At 57.3% G+C, this 18,814-nt stretch carries 21 protein-coding genes and 8 pseudogenes; 13 read left to right on the forward strand and 16 right to left on the reverse strand.

The annotated features are described in order from the left end of the window. Nucleotides 1-392: 392 nt before the first annotated feature. Nucleotides 393-1,418 carry a Cdc6/Cdc18 family protein gene (locus ACT4MF_RS15510; protein WP_444683349.1) on the reverse strand — a complete coding sequence of 342 codons (1,026 nt, stop codon included), beginning with the start codon at nucleotides 1,416-1,418 and terminating at the stop codon, nucleotides 393-395. A gap of 165 nt (nucleotides 1,419-1,583) precedes the next feature. Here ACT4MF_RS15510 and ACT4MF_RS15515 point away from each other — a divergent pair, with 165 nt between their 5' ends. Next, the gene (locus ACT4MF_RS15515; RefSeq protein ID WP_444683348.1) at nucleotides 1,584-1,769 is read left to right on the forward strand and encodes a hypothetical protein; all 186 of its coding nucleotides are present in this window, start codon (nucleotides 1,584-1,586) and stop codon (nucleotides 1,767-1,769) included. A gap of 225 nt (nucleotides 1,770-1,994) precedes the next feature. Here ACT4MF_RS15515 and ACT4MF_RS15520 read toward each other — a convergent pair whose 3' ends face one another. From ACT4MF_RS15520 to ACT4MF_RS15530, 3 genes are all read right to left on the reverse strand, one after another. Next, nucleotides 1,995-2,873 (reverse strand): Fic family protein, encoded by an 879-nt coding sequence (locus ACT4MF_RS15520; protein ID WP_444683347.1) that lies wholly within the window; start codon nucleotides 2,871-2,873, stop codon nucleotides 1,995-1,997. A gap of 102 nt (nucleotides 2,874-2,975) precedes the next feature. Continuing rightward, nucleotides 2,976-4,250 (reverse strand): RNA-guided endonuclease TnpB family protein, encoded by a 1,275-nt coding sequence (locus tag ACT4MF_RS15525; protein ID WP_444683346.1) that lies wholly within the window; start codon nucleotides 4,248-4,250, stop codon nucleotides 2,976-2,978. Continuing rightward, on the reverse strand, nucleotides 4,247-4,402 hold the full coding sequence (locus ACT4MF_RS15530) for a DUF2080 family transposase-associated protein (RefSeq protein WP_444683345.1): 156 nt from the start codon (nucleotides 4,400-4,402) through the stop codon (nucleotides 4,247-4,249). The genes ACT4MF_RS15525 and ACT4MF_RS15530 overlap by 4 nt, the downstream gene beginning before the upstream one ends. 53 nt (nucleotides 4,403-4,455) lie before the next feature. On the opposite strand from ACT4MF_RS15530, the pseudogene tnpA reads away from it, so the two are divergent. Continuing rightward, a pseudogene (gene tnpA / locus ACT4MF_RS15535) lies at nucleotides 4,456-4,853 on the forward strand (IS200/IS605 family transposase). 237 nt (nucleotides 4,854-5,090) lie between these two features. Here the strand turns inward: tnpA and ACT4MF_RS15540 are convergent. Continuing rightward, on the reverse strand, nucleotides 5,091-5,615 hold the full coding sequence (locus ACT4MF_RS15540) for an ArsR/SmtB family transcription factor (RefSeq protein WP_444683344.1): 525 nt from the start codon (nucleotides 5,613-5,615) through the stop codon (nucleotides 5,091-5,093). A gap of 188 nt (nucleotides 5,616-5,803) precedes the next feature. On the opposite strand from ACT4MF_RS15540, the gene ACT4MF_RS15545 reads away from it, so the two are divergent. From ACT4MF_RS15545 to ACT4MF_RS15555, 3 genes and pseudogenes are all read left to right on the forward strand, one after another. Continuing rightward, nucleotides 5,804-6,019: a heavy-metal-associated domain-containing protein gene (locus ACT4MF_RS15545; protein WP_444683343.1), complete on the forward strand. Its 216-nt coding sequence runs from the start codon at nucleotides 5,804-5,806 to the stop codon at nucleotides 6,017-6,019. Between the two features lie 4 nt (nucleotides 6,020-6,023). Next, complete coding sequence (locus ACT4MF_RS15550) at nucleotides 6,024-7,976, forward strand: heavy metal translocating P-type ATPase (protein WP_444683342.1); 1,953 nt, start codon at nucleotides 6,024-6,026, stop codon at nucleotides 7,974-7,976. Nucleotides 7,977-8,001: 25 nt separating this feature from the next. After that, nucleotides 8,002-8,193: pseudogene (locus ACT4MF_RS15555) on the forward strand (hypothetical protein); the annotation flags it as partial. On the opposite strand, the gene ACT4MF_RS15560 reads toward ACT4MF_RS15555, so the two are convergent. After that, nucleotides 8,191-8,826: an IS6 family transposase gene (locus ACT4MF_RS15560; protein ID WP_444683341.1), complete on the reverse strand. Its 636-nt coding sequence runs from the start codon at nucleotides 8,824-8,826 to the stop codon at nucleotides 8,191-8,193. The pseudogene ACT4MF_RS15555 and the gene ACT4MF_RS15560 overlap by 3 nt on opposite strands. Nucleotides 8,827-8,881: 55 nt before the next feature. Between ACT4MF_RS15560 and ACT4MF_RS15565 the strand changes: the two are divergent. Next, nucleotides 8,882-9,361 (forward strand): annotated as a pseudogene (locus tag ACT4MF_RS15565) (hypothetical protein); the annotation flags it as partial. Between the two features lie 14 nt (nucleotides 9,362-9,375). Here the strand turns inward: ACT4MF_RS15565 and ACT4MF_RS15570 are convergent. Continuing rightward, nucleotides 9,376-9,627 (reverse strand): annotated as a pseudogene (locus tag ACT4MF_RS15570) (heavy metal translocating P-type ATPase); the annotation flags it as partial. Here ACT4MF_RS15570 and ACT4MF_RS15575 point away from each other — a divergent pair. Next, a pseudogene (locus ACT4MF_RS15575) lies at nucleotides 9,619-10,067 on the forward strand (zinc ribbon domain-containing protein); the annotation flags it as partial. The pseudogenes ACT4MF_RS15570 and ACT4MF_RS15575 overlap by 9 nt on opposite strands. Before the next feature lie 16 nt (nucleotides 10,068-10,083). Here ACT4MF_RS15575 and ACT4MF_RS15580 read toward each other — a convergent pair. The 3 genes and pseudogenes from ACT4MF_RS15580 to ACT4MF_RS15590 form a co-directional block, all read right to left on the reverse strand. Further along, nucleotides 10,084-10,287, reverse strand: a pseudogene (locus ACT4MF_RS15580) (ADP-ribosylglycohydrolase family protein); the annotation flags it as partial. A 51-nt stretch (nucleotides 10,288-10,338) separates the two neighbouring features. Continuing rightward, a complete protein-coding gene (locus tag ACT4MF_RS15585; RefSeq protein ID WP_444683340.1) occupies nucleotides 10,339-11,139 on the reverse strand; it encodes an alpha/beta fold hydrolase in 801 nt (266 codons plus the stop codon). 48 nt (nucleotides 11,140-11,187) lie between these two features. Further along, nucleotides 11,188-11,613: a DUF6884 domain-containing protein gene (locus ACT4MF_RS15590; RefSeq protein WP_444683339.1), complete on the reverse strand. Its 426-nt coding sequence runs from the start codon at nucleotides 11,611-11,613 to the stop codon at nucleotides 11,188-11,190. Nucleotides 11,614-11,732: 119 nt separating this feature from the next. On the opposite strand from ACT4MF_RS15590, the gene ACT4MF_RS15595 reads away from it, so the two are divergent. Beyond that, complete coding sequence (locus tag ACT4MF_RS15595; RefSeq protein WP_444683338.1) at nucleotides 11,733-12,977, forward strand: hypothetical protein; 1,245 nt, start codon at nucleotides 11,733-11,735, stop codon at nucleotides 12,975-12,977. A 333-nt stretch (nucleotides 12,978-13,310) separates the two neighbouring features. On the opposite strand, the pseudogene ACT4MF_RS15600 reads toward ACT4MF_RS15595, so the two are convergent. Next, nucleotides 13,311-13,490, reverse strand: a pseudogene (locus tag ACT4MF_RS15600) (RNA-guided endonuclease TnpB family protein); the annotation flags it as partial. 85 nt (nucleotides 13,491-13,575) lie between these two features. Here ACT4MF_RS15600 and ACT4MF_RS15605 point away from each other — a divergent pair. Both ACT4MF_RS15605 and ACT4MF_RS15610 read left to right on the forward strand, forming a co-directional pair. After that, entirely contained in the window at nucleotides 13,576-14,031 is a 456-nt protein-coding gene (locus ACT4MF_RS15605) for a CopD family protein (protein WP_444683337.1), read from the forward strand. Next, the gene (locus ACT4MF_RS15610; RefSeq protein ID WP_444683336.1) at nucleotides 14,024-14,563 is read left to right on the forward strand and encodes a DUF7965 family protein; all 540 of its coding nucleotides are present in this window, start codon (nucleotides 14,024-14,026) and stop codon (nucleotides 14,561-14,563) included. Before ACT4MF_RS15605 ends, ACT4MF_RS15610 begins: the two co-directional genes overlap by 8 nt. A 115-nt stretch (nucleotides 14,564-14,678) precedes the next feature. Here ACT4MF_RS15610 and ACT4MF_RS15615 read toward each other — a convergent pair whose 3' ends face one another. Together ACT4MF_RS15615 and ACT4MF_RS15620 are read right to left on the reverse strand one after the other, a co-directional pair. Beyond that, on the reverse strand, nucleotides 14,679-15,149 hold the full coding sequence (locus tag ACT4MF_RS15615; RefSeq protein ID WP_444683335.1) for an NUDIX hydrolase: 471 nt from the start codon (nucleotides 15,147-15,149) through the stop codon (nucleotides 14,679-14,681). 219 nt (nucleotides 15,150-15,368) lie between these two features. Continuing rightward, nucleotides 15,369-15,524 carry a hypothetical protein gene (locus ACT4MF_RS15620; protein ID WP_444683334.1) on the reverse strand — a complete coding sequence of 52 codons (156 nt, stop codon included), beginning with the start codon at nucleotides 15,522-15,524 and terminating at the stop codon, nucleotides 15,369-15,371. 366 nt (nucleotides 15,525-15,890) lie between these two features. Between ACT4MF_RS15620 and ACT4MF_RS15625 the strand changes: the two are divergent. From ACT4MF_RS15625 to ACT4MF_RS15635, 3 genes and pseudogenes are all read left to right on the forward strand, one after another. Continuing rightward, a pseudogene (locus ACT4MF_RS15625) lies at nucleotides 15,891-16,061 on the forward strand (HVO_A0114 family putative DNA-binding protein); the annotation flags it as partial. Nucleotides 16,062-16,300: 239 nt separating this feature from the next. Then, nucleotides 16,301-16,468, forward strand: coding sequence for a DUF7837 family putative zinc-binding protein (locus ACT4MF_RS15630; protein ID WP_444683333.1), 168 nt, complete (start codon nucleotides 16,301-16,303; stop codon nucleotides 16,466-16,468). Between the two features lie 232 nt (nucleotides 16,469-16,700). Beyond that, nucleotides 16,701-17,048 (forward strand): DUF6788 family protein, encoded by a 348-nt coding sequence (locus tag ACT4MF_RS15635; protein WP_444683332.1) that lies wholly within the window; start codon nucleotides 16,701-16,703, stop codon nucleotides 17,046-17,048. Between the two features lie 48 nt (nucleotides 17,049-17,096). Here ACT4MF_RS15635 and ACT4MF_RS15640 read toward each other — a convergent pair whose 3' ends face one another. The 3 genes from ACT4MF_RS15640 to ACT4MF_RS15650 form a co-directional block, all read right to left on the reverse strand. Continuing rightward, on the reverse strand, nucleotides 17,097-17,534 hold the full coding sequence (locus tag ACT4MF_RS15640) for a TRAM domain-containing protein (RefSeq protein ID WP_444683331.1): 438 nt from the start codon (nucleotides 17,532-17,534) through the stop codon (nucleotides 17,097-17,099). Between the two features lie 58 nt (nucleotides 17,535-17,592). After that, nucleotides 17,593-17,931 carry a hypothetical protein gene (locus ACT4MF_RS15645; protein WP_444683330.1) on the reverse strand — a complete coding sequence of 113 codons (339 nt, stop codon included), beginning with the start codon at nucleotides 17,929-17,931 and terminating at the stop codon, nucleotides 17,593-17,595. Nucleotides 17,932-18,050: 119 nt separating this feature from the next. Next, nucleotides 18,051-18,305: a DUF7983 family protein gene (locus tag ACT4MF_RS15650; protein ID WP_512053308.1), complete on the reverse strand. Its 255-nt coding sequence runs from the start codon at nucleotides 18,303-18,305 to the stop codon at nucleotides 18,051-18,053. Nucleotides 18,306-18,814 lie beyond the last annotated feature (509 nt).

The following is an 18,814-nucleotide window of genomic DNA, read 5'->3' on the forward strand; positions in this document are numbered from 1 at the left end:
CTGCTGGCAGACCATGTGTCTGTCATAGGCCACCACCTACGAGATAGTGACGAAATCAGACGGGGCTAAACACGTACCTGTTAACAATAGATAGACAGTATATGTGCGTATGATGCGAAGTCTGTGGAAGATATTTCGCTCTTTGTTTAGCTGGGGAGACGGTGATAGCGAGGATACTGAGGAAGACGACAGTCGCTTTGTCCCATCTCCCCTCGATCTGTCTGTCCGATCCTCGCACGGTGGCTCCGATAACGAGATCGAACGAGAACTCAACAGTATCAACGAACAAGCGAGAGAGATTGAAAAGAACCGGCCTGAAAAATAAGTACTACTCGGTGATCGGCCGCTTCAGACTGTATCTCTCCGAAGAAGAGGATTCCAACAGCGCCGTTTCACATCGGCGACGCAGTTGCTGAATCGACGAGTGAGTATTCGCGGTCTCGGCTCGTGCCTTCTGCCTCAAGGAGGTTGTACTGTGCCATCTTCGAAAGATAGGTCCGGACGGTGCGCTTCGTCCGCGGATCGTCGACCGCCTCTGTATAGCGGTCGTGGATCTCGCTGGGGCCAAGTGGGCCGTGGTCGCGAACAATATCATACACGACCCGCTGGTGCGGTGTGAGCGAATCGAGACTCTTCTGCTTGATTTGGGCCCGCGCATCTCCAGCAGCGTTTAGGAGAATGTCGTTGGCGATCTTCTCGTGATTTTTGCGGTCAGCTGTGCTGGCTGCGCTGCGAAGCATCCCGATCGCAAGACGAGCATCGCCAGCAGCGGCATCGGCGATCTGATAGAGTTGCTTGTCGGTGATGACGCCGTTTTCAAGACCCCACTTGGTTCGAGCACTCAGAATGTCGTAGAGTTGTTCGTTGTGGTACTTGTCCATCCGGACATGCTCGCTGGAGCGCAGCCGACTCACGAGGCGGTCGTCGACGCGGCTGAACAGCTCTTCTTCTTTGTTCGCGATACAGATCACCGCGAACTGCTCCATGCTGTGGAGATCGTAGATGAGGCTTGGATCTTCGAGTTGGTCGACCTCGTCGAGGATGACGACGGTTCGAGGACCGTCGTACTGCTGGAGCCGATCAATGAGCTCGTCGTGGGGTGTCGACTGGCGATGGATGTCTATCGTCGCACCGATGTCGTCGAGGATCTGGTACAGCGTTCGGAAGCGGCTGTAGTTTCGCCAGCAGTTGACGTAGGTGGCCTCGACATCGAGCACTTCCTCGCGGAGCCGTTCGGTAACGAACTTCGAGACACAGGTTTTCCCGACCCCGCTCGGACCGGTGACGATGGCTGTGTCAGCCGGCTCGCCGTTCGTGATCGGTTCGAGAACACTCGAGAGATGGTTGACTTCGGCGTCGCGATGCTCGACTTCTCGAGGGACGAACCCGGCCCGGAGGACGCGAGCATCACGGATCATTTGTTTCTGACAGAGTAATTTCCAGCCAAGTTATAAAAACCTCACCGGGTCAGTTCCGGAAAGCCCCTCATTGCCGTTCATTCTCTTCTTCTATAGTGTCGCTGTCCCCCGATTCTGTTTGTGGAAATCCACTGTTTCCGGAAACATCTCGAAACGAGATCAACGATGTGGCGCTCGTTCGAGGATATCGAAGATATCGACGGCTTTGTATTCGCGATTCCGCTGTTGTCCCGTCACTTCGACGACCAAGCCGGCTGCTTCGACTTCTTCGATCGCGTTGTAGGCAGTCTGTCCGCTTACATCGAACCGTTCTGTGACATCGTTCGCAGTGAAGTACGGAAGCTCGAATAGCGTTCTGGCGAGCTTGTGACTCGTCTGCTCTGTTGAATCCGCAGAAGGCGTCGGGATCGGATCATACTGTGTCCGGTTCAGGACCGCTGCCGAGAGAATTCTGGAATAGAATCTTGGCAAAGAGCGAGAGGATCGAGATTACTGAGTGGATCGATCCAACTCATCCCCGACGAAGAGCGAAATAAACGCGCTTTTAGGATCGTTATCCCCGTGCTGTCATCGGATTCAACAGAGCAGACTCGTCTTTTGTTCCGGATATTGGGCCTCGTACTCTCGGCGCCGTTCGATCAGCTCGAACGTCCGCTCGTAGGAGTCGCGGGCCTGTTCTTTAATCCCCTCAACAAAGAATGCGATCCAGTCACGCCAGTTGCCCGCTTCGCTGACTGCCCGCATCCGTTCAACATACTCCTGCTTGTTTCGATTAAAGTAGGCACTTGGATAGAGATATGGATCGGACAGATAGCCGGCCTCGTGGAGTTGTAACACGATCAGAATTCGTCCGAGTCGTCCGTTGCCATCTGAACAGGGATGGATTGTTTCGAACTGGTAATGAGTGATCGCTAAGTCGACCAGTGGGTGATACTCACCTCCCATCTGAATGTACGCCTCCAGAGAGTCCATTAATTCTGGGACGGTGTTTGCTGGCGGGGGCACAAACGGGGGCTGACTTCCCCGTGGGGACGGAATGTGAACGTCAGTGTCTCGCCACTCGCCGACAGTATCGCCTTCGTTTCGAACTCCCTCAAGCAGTGTTTCGTGGAGGGATTTGAGCAATGGTATCGAAATCGATTCGCCACTTTTGATCGCGTCAACCCCGTCTCGAAGCGCTTGTTCCGCGTTCAGCACTTCTTGTAAGTCACGGCTCACACTCCCAGTGTTGCCGGACTTGCTTCGTGTGTGGTACGCGTATACCTCATCCATCTCGACGTCTGCGCCTTCAATTTCGGCAGTCTCGACAGCTTCGAGCCTGAGAAGCGACGTGTACAACACCGGCGAGAAATCGACTGTTGGACTGATCCCAGCAATGCGTCCAAGTTGAAACGCTGCGTCCGATATCGTCGCTGTGAGTTCGTTATCGATCTCGATCGGGGATGAAACAGGCAACTTGTCTGGAATGTAGTACGGATGGGGATGTGACTCCTGATAGTGTCCCGGCGCATCCGAAGGTGAACCGCCTCGGGGTCAAGCCCCGAGGCTTCCCGTGGGTTAGTCGGACACTCCCATCCGATCATCGGCCTGATAGCCTCGAACAGTCGGGTGGGTCACAGTCGGGGCGTCCACGGCCCCCGATGCCTGCCGTCGCACCTTCCGAACAACGGGAAGGCTGTTGAGAGCAGGCACATTCCAATCGAGTTTCTTCACGCCTTTCACGGCGATGTTGACGCTTGCACCACGGTCAGAGTGGTCTTGATGCTCGCAGGACTTGCACTTGAACCGCTTTTTGTGACGGTTCGAACGCTCCATATGTCCGCACATCGGACACCGTTGACTCGTGTACGCAGGGTCAATCCACGCGGTCGGGATGCCCTCGAATGACGCCTTGTACGACGTATAGAACTGAAGGGCGCGGAACGGCAGATGGTGCAAGCGTCGGTTCATCCGCGTACCGTAGTCGATACTGTCGCGCATCTCTTTGAGGTCTTCAAAAACGATGCACGGTTTCTCGAACTGCTGGCTCCACTCCACGATGTGCCGAGACACCTTGTGGAGTCGGTCACAGACAAACCGTTCTTCGCGCCCTTCGAGCGTGTCGTGGGTACTGTCTTTCCCCGCGTTCTGGACGCGCTTCCGCATCGTGAAGTAGCGGTGACGTTCGAACTTGATTTCGGGGAAGTCGATGACCAACGTGTCCTCGATGCCATCCTCGGAAAGTGCGGTGAGAGCCACGTTGTCCTCATTCACGTCCACACCCACAACAGTCCGTGAGTCGTCTTTGTCTCGAACGGTCTGCTTGGTGTTGGTGACGTTGACGTGCAACTCGGCGTTCTCGTTATGGAACAGAGCTTCTGCTGTCCCAATCTTCCACTCGTCGCTTTCGAGTGCGGTCTTGAGAATGTCGAGGTGAGCGTCACTCCCTTCGAGGACGCCCGTGACGTGCTTGTATGGCTTCGCGCTGATTCGGAACGCCATGTCGCCGTCATCGGTGAGCGACAGGTTGTACCCCTCCTCGTAGTTCGCACGAAGCGGGTACGCGCCGTCCTTGGTGTGGCTTGGGAGTCCGAAGTCGTCGTATTCATGATAGTTCTCTATCGCACCGAGTGCCTTCGCAACGACGCGCTGAGTCGTGTTCTTCACGAGGTTGGCGTCGTCAGCCACACGGTCGGGGATCACGTCCCAATTCACACCTTCTTTGGCGAGACGGATGGTTTCGTTGTATACCGAGCGGGCTTCAAGCGTAGCGTCGTATAACAGGGTCCCGTTGTCACTCTGAATGTCGAGTTGGAAGTCCAGCGTCTTGACGAGAGCCTGTGAGTCGGTCATTCTTCGTCTTGTTCGGTGGGTTCTGAGGTTCGGACGACTTTCACGTCGGCTCCACGCCAGCGTTTGGGGACGGTAACGTGGGCGCTGTTCCCGAACGGTTTGACTTCACCGTCAATAACTTCCTCGCCGTCGATCTTGAAGCGATTCACCATAGTTATGTATATCCTTCGGATATACTTAACTGTGTTGGTGGAGTGGGTTCGATATGGGTGAGAAGCGGTCGAATCACACGGTTTCCAACGTCAACTACCATTTCGTGTGATGTCCAAAGTATCGCCACGCGATTCTCGAACCAATCAAGAATTCACTGGAAGCGAGTTTCCGCGCGTGTGTGACCTGTACAATTACGAGATACTGTCGCTCCACATCTCACCTGACCCTGTACACCTGTTCCTGTCAGCCCATCCGAAGCACGCGCCGAGCGAGATTGTACGGACGGTCAAGAGCATCACAGCGCGGGAGATGTGGGAACAGCACGAGTCGTACTTGGAAAGGTATCTGTGGGGCGGTGGGTTCTGGGAACGGTCGTACTACATCAGAACGGCAGGAACCGTCTCAACGGAGACGATTGAAAGCTATATCAAACGAACAGAACACGTCTAAGTGTCCGCTTCACCTTCGGGGCAAGCCCCGAGGCACTCGCCTTGTTTCCTCTGTAGATCCTGCGTTCTCATTTTGAATTAGATTGTGGGTGACGCGTCTTAATCATATTGGATATAAATTAGTTTGAATAGTGGCTGTTGGATTTGATACTGTGTATACCCACCGCTGTCAATCTTGAATACTGGACTGTGGTGAACTGTATTGAGAAACAGTACCAGCTTGGGTGTGGGTGTTCACTCAGGAATCTCGGTGAGCACGAACGAACGCCCGCCGCAGGACAGTCAGGAGGACGTACGTTTCGTACTTCTGGGTCTGACAGTGTTCACAGGGCTGCATATCCGCGATGATCTCCTCGATTGAGTCATCGTACTCGTCGGTGAGCGTCGCGAGCGCATCCGTTATCTGCGGCTGGACGGCGTCGATCATCTCTTCGACCGCGGTGTCAGCCGAGTCTGGGAGGGAGTACGAGAGGACGATCGTGTTCGCGTGGTAGTACTTCGTCGTCCCGCCGCGGCCCTCTTCAAACCGAACGACATCGACGAGGCCGGCATCCCGGAGTTCGTTGATGTGGTGGCGAACCGTATTCTCGGTCCGGTCGACGCCACGGTCCGCGAGACGCGCGTGGACCTCGCTCGCGGTCAGGGCCTCCTCGGAGAGGATGTCGAGGACCATCGCCCGCATCGGTTCGTCGATCGCGTCGGAGACCCGAGGGTCTCGTACGGCGATGTCGTCGAGACGGTGATCGGTACCGGAACTACTCATACAAGAACTGAGAGAGAGCACGAGGGAAAAGGTAGCGGGACAGAAGTCAATCGTGAAATTGGGTAGGATGAGATCGTGATACCAAAAGCCCGAGACGACTCGTTTGACTGTTCCAATATCCTATTTCTGAATTCAAACATATCATCTAAAAAATACTTATTGGGATACCGGCACTACCTCAAACTGTAATGAGCGACACAACCCAGTTCCGCGTCCTCGACTTCGACTGTCCGACCTGTGCGAGCACCGTCGAACGCGCCCTCTCGAACGTCGACGGCGTCCAGCACGTCGAAGTCCACTACGCGACCGGCCGCGTCGAGATCGAGTACGACGGCACCGTCGCTACCCCCGACGCCTTCGCAGAGACCATTGAAAACCAGGGGTACACGCCCCAGCCCGCCTAACACAATGAACAAACAATCGATCACGCAGTACTATCGGAAACACCGGAAGGCTATCGTCACCGCGACGAGCGGCCTGCTGTACGGCGGTGGCTGGAGTATGGGCTATCTCACGAGTTTCGAGATTGCAAGCGCCGCCATCCTCGTCCTGGCGACGGTCGTGGGTGGCTACGACATCGCCAGGACCGCCTATCACGAGGTCATCAACCGGACGCTCGGCATCAAGACGCTGGTGACGCTGGCCGCTATCGGGGCCATCATCATCGGGGAATACTGGGAGGCCGCCGCCGTCGTCTTCCTGTTCAGCCTCGGCAGCTACCTCGAAGGCCGGACGATGCGGAAGACCCGGACGGCCCTCCAAGAGCTGCTGGAGATGACGCCCGATACGGCGACCGTCCGCCGCGACGGGGAACTCCAAGAGGTCCCCGCCCGCGAGGTCGAGGAGGGCGAAGTCGTCGTCGTGAAACCTGGTGGGAAGATTCCGGTGGATGGCAAGGTCGTCGACGGGGAGAGCGCCATCAACCAAGCGCCAGTCACTGGCGAGAGCGCCATCAACCAAGCGCCAGTCACTGGCGAGAGCGCGCCCGTCCACAAGGCCGACGGCGCCGAAGTGTACGCCGGGACGGTCAACCAAGAGGGCGCACTGGAGGTCCGGACGACTGGCGCGGGTTCGGACACGACGCTCGAACGTATCATCCGTCGCGTCGAGGAGGCCCAGGAGGCCCAGTCGCCGACGGAGAGTCTCATCGATCGGTTCGCGAAGTACTACACGCCGGGCGTCATCGTCCTCGCTATCGGCGCGTATGCGGTCACACAGAACGCGATTCTGTCGCTAACGTTGCTGGTCATCGGCTGTCCGGGCGCGCTGGTCATCGGGCCGCCAGTCAGTATCGTCTCGGCCATCGGCAACGCCGCCCGGTCGGGCGTGCTGATGAAGGGCGGTGAACACCTCGAACGCGCCGGCAAGATCGACCTCGTCGCCTTCGATAAGACCGGGACACTCACGAAGGGAGAGACCACCGTCGCCGACGTCGAGGGGTTCGGCGTCGACGATGATGCGGTCCTCTCGCTCGCGGCGACCGCCGAGAAGAAGAGCGAACACCACCTCGCCGACGCCATCGTCGACGCAGCTCGCGAGCGCCCGACGGCTGCGACGGACGGTGGGACAACGGTCGCCCAAGCGGACGAGACGGCTGTGGGGCGCCAGTCGGTGCCCGATCCGGACGACTTCGACGTGGTCGCCGGCAAGGGTGTCATCGCCCACGTCGATGGCCACGAAGTTGTCGTCGGCAACCGCGCACTGCTGGACGACCGCGGCATCGACATCCCCAGTCGGGTCGCCGACTACGTCCGCGAGCGTGAGGAGCGCGGTGAGACGGTCGTCCACGTCGTCCGGGATGGAGACATCATCGGTGCAATCGCAATGCGGGACGAACTCCGGGAGGCCGCCCCTGGCGTCGTCGCAACACTCCGGGACGCCGGAATCGAGACCGTGATGCTCACCGGCGACAACGAGCGGACGGCCGCCGCGGTCGCCGAGGAGGTCGGCATCGACGAGTACCGCGCCGAACTCCTCCCCGAGGACAAACAGACGGTCATCGAAGCCTACCAGGCCGACGGGCATGTCGTCGCGATGGTCGGCGACGGCATCAACGACGCGCCATCGCTCGCGACCGCTGACGTCGGCATCGCAATGGGGGCTGCCGGGACGGACACCGCCATCGAGACGGCCGACATGGCGCTGATGGCCGATGATCTCGAACGCATCCCCTACGCGGTCAAACTGAGCAAGGCAACGCGCTGGAACGTCCTCGAGAACGTCGGCCTCGCAGTGCTGACCGTGACCGTCCTCCTCGCGGGCGTGCTCACCAGCTACGTCACCCTCGCCACGGGGATGCTGGTCCACGAGGCCAGCGTCCTCGCGGTCATCCTCAACGGGATGCGACTGCTCCGCTACTGACCAGTAGATACGATACCATCAACTCATGACATCGAACTCGACTGCGACTGACGCGACTCGCATTGGAACCGACTGGCAGGTTGATTACGACGTCGACCCGATCGAAATCCGTGACCCCGTCGCGGAAGCCCTCGGCGTCCTCGAACCGGGCGAGCCGTTCATCATCACCTACACGGACGCGGTGAAAGAAGCCGGGCATTCCTGTCCCTCGTGTTCAGATAAGCTGATTCCATGCGAAAGCGAACGATCTCAGCCACTCGTCAGCAGTTTCTGCTTTGGCGTTGCTGAAACAGTTTGAGAAACTGGTATTTCTACGTTTTATCTCACGAAAGACACGTTCGACGCTGTTTCGATTTCCATGTCGTTCGTATCTGAAATCGAGGCCGTGTTTTTCACATGCTCGGTGAAGTGGAACCGCACCATCAACGAGAAAGATTGCGTCGTCCACGTCGTGTTTTTCGCGGAGTTCCGCGAAAAACTGATCCGCGATCACGTTCGTTCTTGTCGGTTCAAGCTTCGTGTGGAGCAAATTGTTTGAGTTGGGATCGACGGCGGCGTACAGCCAATACTGTTCATCGTCAAGCTGAATCACAGTCTCATCGACCGCAACGTGATTCGGGCTGCGACCAGATTCCGGCTGTAGCTCGGCCTTGTGAACCCAGTTATGAACAGTGGATCGAACCCGATCAACATCAAATACCTCAAGAAATGAAACAGTATTTGAAAGCGATAATCCAGCAAGGTGGAGCTGAATACTGAGCTTCATCAACAACTTCGGTGTTGCCTCTCGCTCCACAAACTCTAAGTTGATCTCGTCTAAACAGCCGCTGAGGCGGTCGTTTTCGGGCATAGATCACTTTGAAAACGCACCGCCTCACCTTTCAATCCTTATTTGAACACCGCGTTCCTGTCCGACCGCCTCGGGTGCCTACCGGATTACCCAACTCGGGCTCGACACCCTATATCCCGAGAGTTACCCAGTCCGAAGCGATATCGAGGTGCAAGCACCCCGGTCGCGAGACGACGCGACGTACGGCGTGATGAGCCGAATTATCTCGTACGTCACCGGTGCGACCGAAGATGACGGATTCAGCGGACTCGCCGGCGGCTACGGCGGACGCCGCGATCTCCTGCGCTTCGACGCGTTTGACGCGGACACCGCTGACCCAATATTCCGGTTCCGGCGAACCGATACGGACGAGACAGTGCAGGTGACCTATTACGTCAGCGACGTTCCCGACGGAGGTCCTGCAATCGGCAACCTTCAGGCGATTCTCGACGGGTCCGCAAGCGACGAGCAGCGAGAGGCGTTCGCAGAGGATTGGTACCGCCGCGTGCAGGCCGTCCTGAGTGACGACTCGTTGTTCACCGTCGAGGCAGTATGACCGGCTTCAACAGCCTAGTCTCGAAAGCCGAGTAGCCGAAGGCCGTTCAGCGAAACGCGGACCGTCGATCCCTCGTGCCCGACCACGGCCAGCGGTAAGGGAATCCCCCGCAACAGAATCGTCCCAACCATCAGTGCAATCGCACTGAAGGCGATTGCGAGATTGATCATCAGCGTCCGGCGCGTCCGGCGGCCGAGACCGAGCACGTAGGGTATCTTCCTGATGTCGTCGCCCATCAACACGACATCAGCGGTCTCGAGTGTGACGTGATTGGGTTCGAGGACTTGACGCATATCCGCGACCGCATGGGTGCGTCGTGGGGACACAAGTGGCCGTTCCGAACGCTGTACGAGCAGGTCGAATACAAAGCCGAAGCGGTCGGCGTCTCGGTGAAGCAAGTCGGGTCGGCGTACACGTCGAAACGGTGTGTTAAGTGTGGATTCACAGCTGAGGAGAATGCGCGACTCGCACCGACTTCCGGTGCGTAAAGTGTGAGTCAGAAGCGAACGCGGACTACAATGCGGCAAAGAACATCTGGATGCGGTATGTCCGTCGAGGCCAACAGTCGTCTCGGCGGACGGACAACAGTCCGCTTGCCCTCAAGTCTGGAATTGTGACGCCGAGTGGCGGATTCTCCGCCCACCCGAAAGGGTTCGACGCCGAGTTCATGGACAAGCCCCACCCTCAAAACGCCGAAGGCGTTTAGGGTGGGGTAGTTGACCAAGGCTGCGGGCAATACAGAGGGCCTGTTCGGTATCGTCTGTAATCGTTCCTGCTGGTTGATTCCACGTTCCATGGCCAACCATCTCGTCGAGTTGCCCATGTTCGGCCGCAATCGCAGATGCCGACGAGAACTCAACCGGTCGACCGAGCGCATCTCCACAGGCCAATCCAAGGAGGATCCCACGGGTTCGATCTGAACTCATACGACAATCAACGACGGCTTTTGTGGAAATGTGTAGGTAGTGGAGCGTGCTCTATTGGCAGCGCTCCGCGATGAACGACGAAAGGGCCTGATTGAATTGTTCAGGCTCCTCTAAGAAGGGGCAATGACCACTATTGGTGAAGCGTTCAAGCTCGGCGTCAGGCGTATTGTCGGCAACGTACTCGACACCACCATTCTCTAGCATCGTTTCATCTTCACCAAGACACACGAGGGTGGGAACATCTACGTCGGGAACTACCTCTCGATAGTCACGTACTGATTGATCGAAGAGAATTGCGCTCGTAATCGGCGGTGGGACTCGTGTGATCTCATCGAAGAGTTGCTGTTCGACTGCGTCCGGTTCATCCACGAGCATCTCGTCAATAAGTGCCCACGCCAACTCGTGGGGATTGGTTTGTGCGAGTTCCATGAGTCCATGAAGTTCATCAAACCCGAACACACCGTGTTCGTAGCCCGCTTGTTCAAGATCGAGTGGCTGTTGTTCGACACTCACGAAGCCGCGGAATCGGTCTGCCCCGAACTGGCGCACGTATTCCCACGCCACAAGCGATCCCATCGACCACCCGACAAGGATAACGTCAGAAAGGTCCTGTGTGTCAAGGAACGCCTCCAAGTCACGGGCATACTGTGGGAGTGTATGGCCCGTTTCGGTCTTTTCGGAGCGACCGTGTCCTCGAAAATCGAGCGTGATCAGCTGATGGTCATCGCTGAGCGACTGCTGTTCGTTGAAGAATCGGCTACTCATTAACACGCCGTGGAGGAAGACAACTGGTACTCCGTCCCCATCTGATTCGTAGTACAACTCAGCCCCGTTGACTGATTCCGTTGGCATATTGGCAAATATGTCTAATAGTTGTTAGCTGTTATGACGGCGACGTGTTCAAATGCGATCGTTGTACCAAGCGAGGGTCTCACCAAATTGTAACCCATCTGTCGGCACCGAGAATTCAACACTCGTCTCGGAGAGTAGCGGTGTGAGTTCCTCATGGTAATCCCGTCCGGCATGGAAGACGAGCCGATTCCCGTCATCAAGCAGGCCTTCTTCGCGTAGTTGCTCAAACACGGTCTCTGCCCACTCTCGTTTCACATCCACGGACGCACCGCTTAGCGTTTCATCGTATGGCTCGATTGGATCTCTGTTCGGGTGGAGCAGATGGTGCTTCGCTGAGAGAATATACCACCTATCGTGATTCGCTTCAACGTACTGCCGTGCCTTCCTGAAGAACGCTGATTCAAGGTACAGGTCCTTCGGTTTTGCCGCCTTCTCACGCTTACTCTTTGTACAGCTGACGAGTCCGATCTCCATACGAGGCTGTTGTGTTGTTGATCTTATAATCGTATTCGGTGAGGTCCTGCGAGTACGCTGAGAGAAGTAGGTGTCCCGTTCCCCCCAGCTATATCAGCTATCCATCAGTGGACAGGACAATGGCAGTCACCCTCGCCGAACCAACGGTGCTTGCTGCCGCGAAGGACACGCTCTACCCAGATATCGATACAAGTCCGGATCAGTACGCAATCACAGAGACACAGTTCACACAGTCCACGTGGGGCGGGTGGACAATCCCACAAGCGCTCCATGACCGGCTCGCACCGTACAACACGATTCGACTCAATGCTGGTGAGCCCGACCTACTCGGCGTCGGCATGCCAGCCACCGATGTTCTGAACGGCGACGCAGCCACGACACCAGTCACGGTGATCGAAGCAAAGGGCCACAACTCCAACCCGGCCGCCGCGGACGTCGCTCGCGGTATCACCCAAGCGCATGCGCACCTCCCTGAGGTCAACCTCGGATACGTCGCCGCACCAGCCCCCAGTATTACTGATACGGCACGCGCACAGGCTAGGAACCTCAATGTCGGCGTCATCGCCGTCGATGATACTGAAACGGCACGCGTCGTCGAGCCCGCTCGCGTTACTGGAGCCGGTGAGTTCTCGACGACGATCGATGCGGTGCGGCTCCAAGCCACCACCCACCGCCTCACTAACGGCAGTTTCCCAGTGAACCACCCGAAGAACTACCTTGGGTACGCGCTTGCGCTTGCTGCTGACGGTGATACTGACGATGTCTACGCCGACAACGTGATCAACGCGATTTCAGGTGGGCGACGCGGCGCAATTCTGTTGAATCTCGTCGACGACCAGCCCAACGGCGACTCACTCACGCACCTCGGCGCTGAAGTTGTTCGCTTCGCCCGCGATCAGCACGGCAGCGTCACGGCTGCGCTCGCCGAGTTCGACACGTGGACTGGTAGTCGAACACGTTTCACCGAGCTCGCTCCAAGATGGGCACAGCTCGCACGCTCTGTCGCCATTCAATACGAGCCGACTCGGCTGATCATCACCGCACTCGAGCGGCTCCACGAAAGCGGGATCTCTGAGCCGACGCTTGCCGATGTCGCTCTGGAAGCCACGCGCATTAATCAGCCGCTCGCCGTTGAGGTATTCTTCACCCAACATCGTCGTGATGCTGTCCTCACTGCTGACGGAGAGATCGCCGAATCAGAGCTTGCTGACCCAACTGTCTATAAATCTGGTATCCACTTCCAATTCAAGTATCAGCTCTACCACCTTGGCATCCTCACTACTGGTGGCACAGACGACAAGCAGGTCGTATTGAACAATCCGTGGCGTTTGGAGCATGCTTTGAGCGGGATCTCTCAAAGCTAACCTTGAAGCGATTATCACGGAATAAGATGAGAAGACAGAGACACACCACTCTTACAAGTGAAGACGAGAAACCGAGGGAGAGGGTAGAAGTAGAGCGAGGCAGTCAAAGGATCACAAATCCTGATTTCAATACGCAGAATCACTCTGAGTACAAACTATCTCAAATCAATATGAGCAACATATATCAACGCTTTACTTGAAGCTGTGGACTGTTTCTCAGTTCACTACTACTAGTTTAATATTTCACTTGTAACAGTGGTGTGTGTCTGTACTCCCTCGGCGCATACACGCCTCGGTCCTTGAGGGTCGGGCTTTGATGTGGACTCCCGGCAATCAGTCACCAGCAACAGACCGGTGACTCCCGCCGTTCAACGTCCCACCATTCACACGCACGTTTACTGGTGCGTCTCCGCTCCCCAACGTGGGCGAGGAACGGAGTCTGTGTCGTCGCTTCCAAGCATACCGTAACCCGATGTGTTTCGGGGCGTTGTAGTCCGTGTTGACCTCGTACCCGACTTCTGAACCGCCGGTCGCATCCACACACGGCCCGCAACGCGGATGGAGAGGCTATTTCACTGCCGCCGTCGTAGGTGAACGGATGACTGGACCCCTCCACGTCGCCGTCCGCGTGCTCCACATCCTCGGAATGGTCGTCCTGCTCGGCGGGGCGGGCGTCCTGTGGTACGCCGCCCGTCGCGGTGAGCGGGCAGCGGGCAGCGACGACACCGTTGTGTCGCTCGCCGGAGCCTACGAGTGGGCGTTCTGGGGCGCGTTGGGCGTGCTGGTCCTCACCGGCGTCGGCAACCTGGGTGCGCTTGGCGCCCCACGACCAGACACCCGGTGGGGAACGATTCTGATAGCCAAGCTCTCACTCGTCGTCCTGTTCGTCCTCGGATCACTCGTCCGGACCCTCATCGTCGCCCTGGCCGACATCGAACGCGCAGACGACAGCGATAACGCTCTCGCAGTACCCTTCTACCGGCGAGCATACGGTGCGACGACGACGGTCCTCCTCGCGCTGGTCGTCGTCGCGGAGGTGCTCGCACATGGCTGATCGGCGGCTACTCGTGTGGACGTTGGCCTCGTTCCACGTCGCCGGGCTCACTCTCGGGGTCGTCCTGCCTACGTACGTCTCCGGCGGACTGAGCGGTGTCCTCCCAGAGTTCGGAACCGTCCCTGGGTTCGTCGGCTATGCGTACCTCTGGATCCTCTCGTACCTCGCGACGCACTGGGTGCTCACCGAGGAGGTGCTGGAAGAGACCCTGGCGGGGGCACTCAGGCCCGTGCTCCTCCGGGGGAGCGCCGCCGGAGGGCTGGTCGGGCTGGGCGCCTTCCTCGGGCCGCTGGTGCTCGTCGCGGTTCTAGACCTCGTCACGGGCGGTGGGCCGCTGACGGCGTTCGCTCTCGTCGCAGCCGTTGGCTCCGGAGTCGCCGTCGTCATCGGCGTCGCGTTTGGGCTCGTGTTCACGCTGCTGGACCTGGCCGCGGTCCGGGTTGCTTCACTTGCCGTCGCAACCGGGTCGGGATCTGCCGGGGTACCCGGCGAGTCGGGGACCGAGTCCGACTCAGTCGGCGAACAGCAATAAAGCGACAGTTCAGACCCGACGACGGAGCCTTTGTTGATCGAGCATCGATCCGAATCGGGGCCACGTCTATCCCACTCCGACCGAGTACTCATCGTCGAAACTATCGACCTTCCGGCTATAGTTGTGATCCGTCGCTTCGCTCTCGCTGTCCCGTTTCGCGGCAGGCAGAGTCGGTTTCGAGCGAGCGTCGGTGACTCGTCACCGCGGCGTCGACGGCCGCCGTTTGGGGATCGCTAAGTCGGGAGCCAACGGCGGGGATCGGCCGCCAGTCAGCATCGTCGTGTTCGGCCGACAGCGACACCTGCCGTCGAGGGGCGCGGCAGTAGTAGTACGCGGCGAACCGCCCGTTCCCATCGTCGTTCACCCACGCGAGCGTGTGTACCGGGGCGACTACTTCCGGCTCAAGCGATGTCTCCTCGCGGAGCTCGCGCTCAAGTCCGTCGACGGTGTCCTCTCCACGGTCAAGTCGCCCGCCGGGGAGCTCCCACCCACCGTCGGAGGCCCGCTTAACAACCAGCACGTGGTCGTCGGGCGTGACGACGACACCGCGCTGGGTGACCGTCGCGCGAAGTGGCGTTTCGGTCATCGGTGAGATCGTCGCTCTCGGGTATTTCGACGCGTCTCTGGAGACACACGTTCGAGGGTCACCCATAGCATGCTCTCACGCGACACGCTGTCCGTCGTTCCGTCGGTTCTAACGAGGCCCATATGTACGGCTCTTCGACCGGCCCGTATTAGTGTTGTCTCAATTATACATATGGCGTATCCGATCGCCGCAGCACGACTCAATCCGCTTCGTCGGGAATCAGCTCGCCGTCTCGAAGATCGAGACGTCCTCAACGGTTAGTCCGTCTTCTGCCACCCGCGACTCCCTAGAGACGAGGTCCGTCGTGTCGACTGTCTCGTCGATCCCGACCGTTGCCGTTCCAGGACCAAACTTGAGGAGAACAACGTAGCTCATATCCCAGTTCTCGCGGCCGAATACGACGATGTCGTCGGGATCATCCGTCTCGTACTCGACGCGGACGAGGTCACCCTCAACCCCGAGCGCTGGCTGGTCATCGTGGAGCGGGAGCAGGTCGTCGTAGTACGACCGAATATCCTCGCGGGCGTGGTCCCACGCGAGAGGTCACGGTTACGAAAACGTTCTCGACGCAAGACCCACAGATATTTGATTGATACAAAATATATTGATACACGGTCCATAGAGACGACCGACCGAGTTCGAGCCGGCTCCTGACTCAGCGACGGAGACGCCACGCTGGCAGGACAGCACGGATACGTTCGGCCGTGTCTACGAGGTGGTTCTCGGTCTCACGTCACCGACGACGTCCACTCGGACCTGAAGCAGCTGGAAGTACTGGGCATCCTCACGCTCGACGAGGGCGGACCCAGCGGTGCGATTCAACCCGTCGTTCCGTTTGACCGCATCGAGGTCCACATCGACTACCCGCTTATCGATAGCGGCGACGCCGATGATACTCCCGTAAGCGCGTAGTCACCACTCACCACTCTCCGAGTGTGCTATGAAGCTCTCGTGCGAGGGCTACTCACGACCTACAGTCACGCTGCTGTCCCGGAACAGTACTTTCACTCCGCTCGCCCGAAGTATAAGTCACAGAGGCTTAAATTTGAGGAGAGGGAGCACCGCTGAGTCGGTTTCAACAACCAGATCAGCTCCAAAACATTGTCACACGCTCCCTCTCTCCCCTCGAAGTAGCCCGTGAACTCGTGAGAATGGCTCCTAATGACCCAGAGACTGTCCGTGGCGACTGCTCGTTCTGTGGCGAGACAGTCACCGGTCGGCACACAATCATCCTCTATGAGACCGCTGGCGGTGGCCCTAGCGTGTGGGCCGAATGTCCAAGCTGTGGCGAGATCGTTGACCCCACCCATGCTCAGTAAACAGTTCATCCAGCAGGTTGTTAGGCTCAAGCCGTCATCAACAACGCACCACGAGTGCCGTCAGTGTGGGTACAGCGTGGGGAAAGACGTCGATGAGTGTCCACAGTGTGGCTCTCAAGAAATTGCGGCCTACGATCTCGAGTAATTGCTGAAGTGGTCACGGTAGGTAGAGAAGGTTCAATACCTTATGTAGCATCCGAACGCTAACATGGCTCCGATCGTTACATAAGGTATGAAGCAGCCGTCACCACCCACCTCGCTCCCGAAGTATCTCGCAGAGGGGCTCCCGAAACAGGATACGGAGACACTCCATGAGATACAGAACTACGTTGAGGCGCTTATTGAGTATCGCAACCAGTCGGTTGACATCGACGAGCTTCCCGAGACTGCCGAGCTCGTCGACGAGCCCGACAATACGGAGAAAGGAACGGTCGTCAAAGAGAAAGTCACCTGTGGTGACGACAGCTGTAAATGCGCAAGCGGGAATCCTGGGGATATGCACGGTCCGTATCTCTATCGCTACTATCGTGAGAACGGCACGATGACATCGGAGTACGTCGGTAAGCCAGAAAGTGAGTAGTGGTGTGAGAAGTTTGCCATAACCACCCGTTCGTGCAAACCTGCAGTCCTAGACTTCCCCGCGAAGGGTGTCATCAACGACATCAGCGAACGCAACGTTCTCACGCACCTGTTGCATCTCGACGGTGACTCGGTCTCCGACACTTGTTTCGGGAACGATCACGACGTAGCCCCGCTCGACTTTCGCGATCCCGTCTCCTTGGTCACCGAGATTCTCTATTTCGACGTCTCGCTGTTCACCTTCCTCAACTGGCGGGCCGTCGTATTCTTGCTGGTGATCAGCGTGGTCAGGTGACTGAGAGATCTCGGTCGTATCCGTGGCTTCGGTATCCGACGCCGACGTCGAAATGAGCGCAACACGGTATGTCTCTCCCTCACTGACTGTCCCAGTCGCTACCTCACGTTCTGGCACGGTAATCTGGTAGGTGCCATCGTCTTGCTCAACAGTCGCAGTATACAGTGTCTGGAGCGTCTCAGAGATGTCCATAAATCGCGTATTGTGTTGACTCGTGCCAGCTGACTTGTTTCTAGCGTTTCTAGTGCTCTCAACTGATTACCGTCGGTTTGATCAAGGTTCCCGAGAGACCACTTCTGGACTCATCACTAGTATCAAACACGGCCGCAAAGTCTTCGAGAAGCTCCTGTGGCGATCGCTCATCACTACGAGACGGAAGTGGAGCTTCCCAGCATTCGATCTCGAGCGTGCGCGCATTCGACACTGACTCCGGTTCGGTTGTCACATTGAAAATTCCGGTATGATAGATCGCCAGCAGTCGCTGCTCATGAACGGTGACGTAATCGATTCCGGCCCGGTCCAGGACTGTAGGAATATCGGTCGGGTCAGATAACGAGATAGAGGCGCTTGGAGACGCCGAGTCGCTCATACGATGGTTTCGTCCATCACACTCATAAAAACCAGCCTCGAGGAAGGTCCGGATACAGTATCTAGTCAATTCTCGTGGCCGGTCTGTCGTCTCCCAACGGGTACAGATGTGGGTACCGGCTACCCACCAGTTGAACGAGTATGGAATGATGTCCCGGAGTCAAAGCTAGTGATCTCGGTGATACGCTTCTCTAACTCTTCGATCTCAGCTTGGAGCTCGGTTGTGTCCTCGTTGGCTCCAACCAACCTTGGAGACGGTTTTCTTTCATCTCCTCGTCGGTGAGCGGATAACGAGAGATAATATCGGTAGCTCTCACACCCCCTATTCGATATGAAATCGGAGATTGACGTAGTAGTAGGATCACTCTCACACACCGTCTTCGAGATGAAATTGGTTCTTCCACAGAGAAAATTGCTCTAAATCTAATTTGTACGGTCTAATACGGCAGTATTAGTGTTCTGTTCAAGCATTTCATCTCGAAGAACTCGCTATTATTCCTCACGATGAAATCTCGCAGACGGGCTCGCACACAGTGTTTTGTATTTCATTTCGATGACGGGGTGTGTGGATGGGGACAATTTCCGGGCTAGATGGCTTCATATCGACTAAGGGGTGCCCAGTTCGAAGAAGATCTACCGCGGTCAGGACTCCGAGGTGGGATTTCATTTCGAAGAAGGGGTGTCTGTCTTAGTGTCTGAGATTTCATATCGATGGAGGGGTCTTCACTTCGAAGTTGGTGTGTGATGACATGAAAGAGGCAAAATATTCATTTCGACGGAGGGGTATTCATATCGACATCGCCCCTTTCATTTCGACTCTACCCCCTTCATTTCGACAAAGGTTATTAGCGGTTAGATCACAATGACCACTATGGAAGGCGACG

Source organism: Halorubrum sp. FL23, assembly GCF_052439115.2.
Taxonomy (GTDB): Archaea; Halobacteriota; Halobacteria; order Halobacteriales; family Haloferacaceae; genus Halorubrum; species Halorubrum persicum.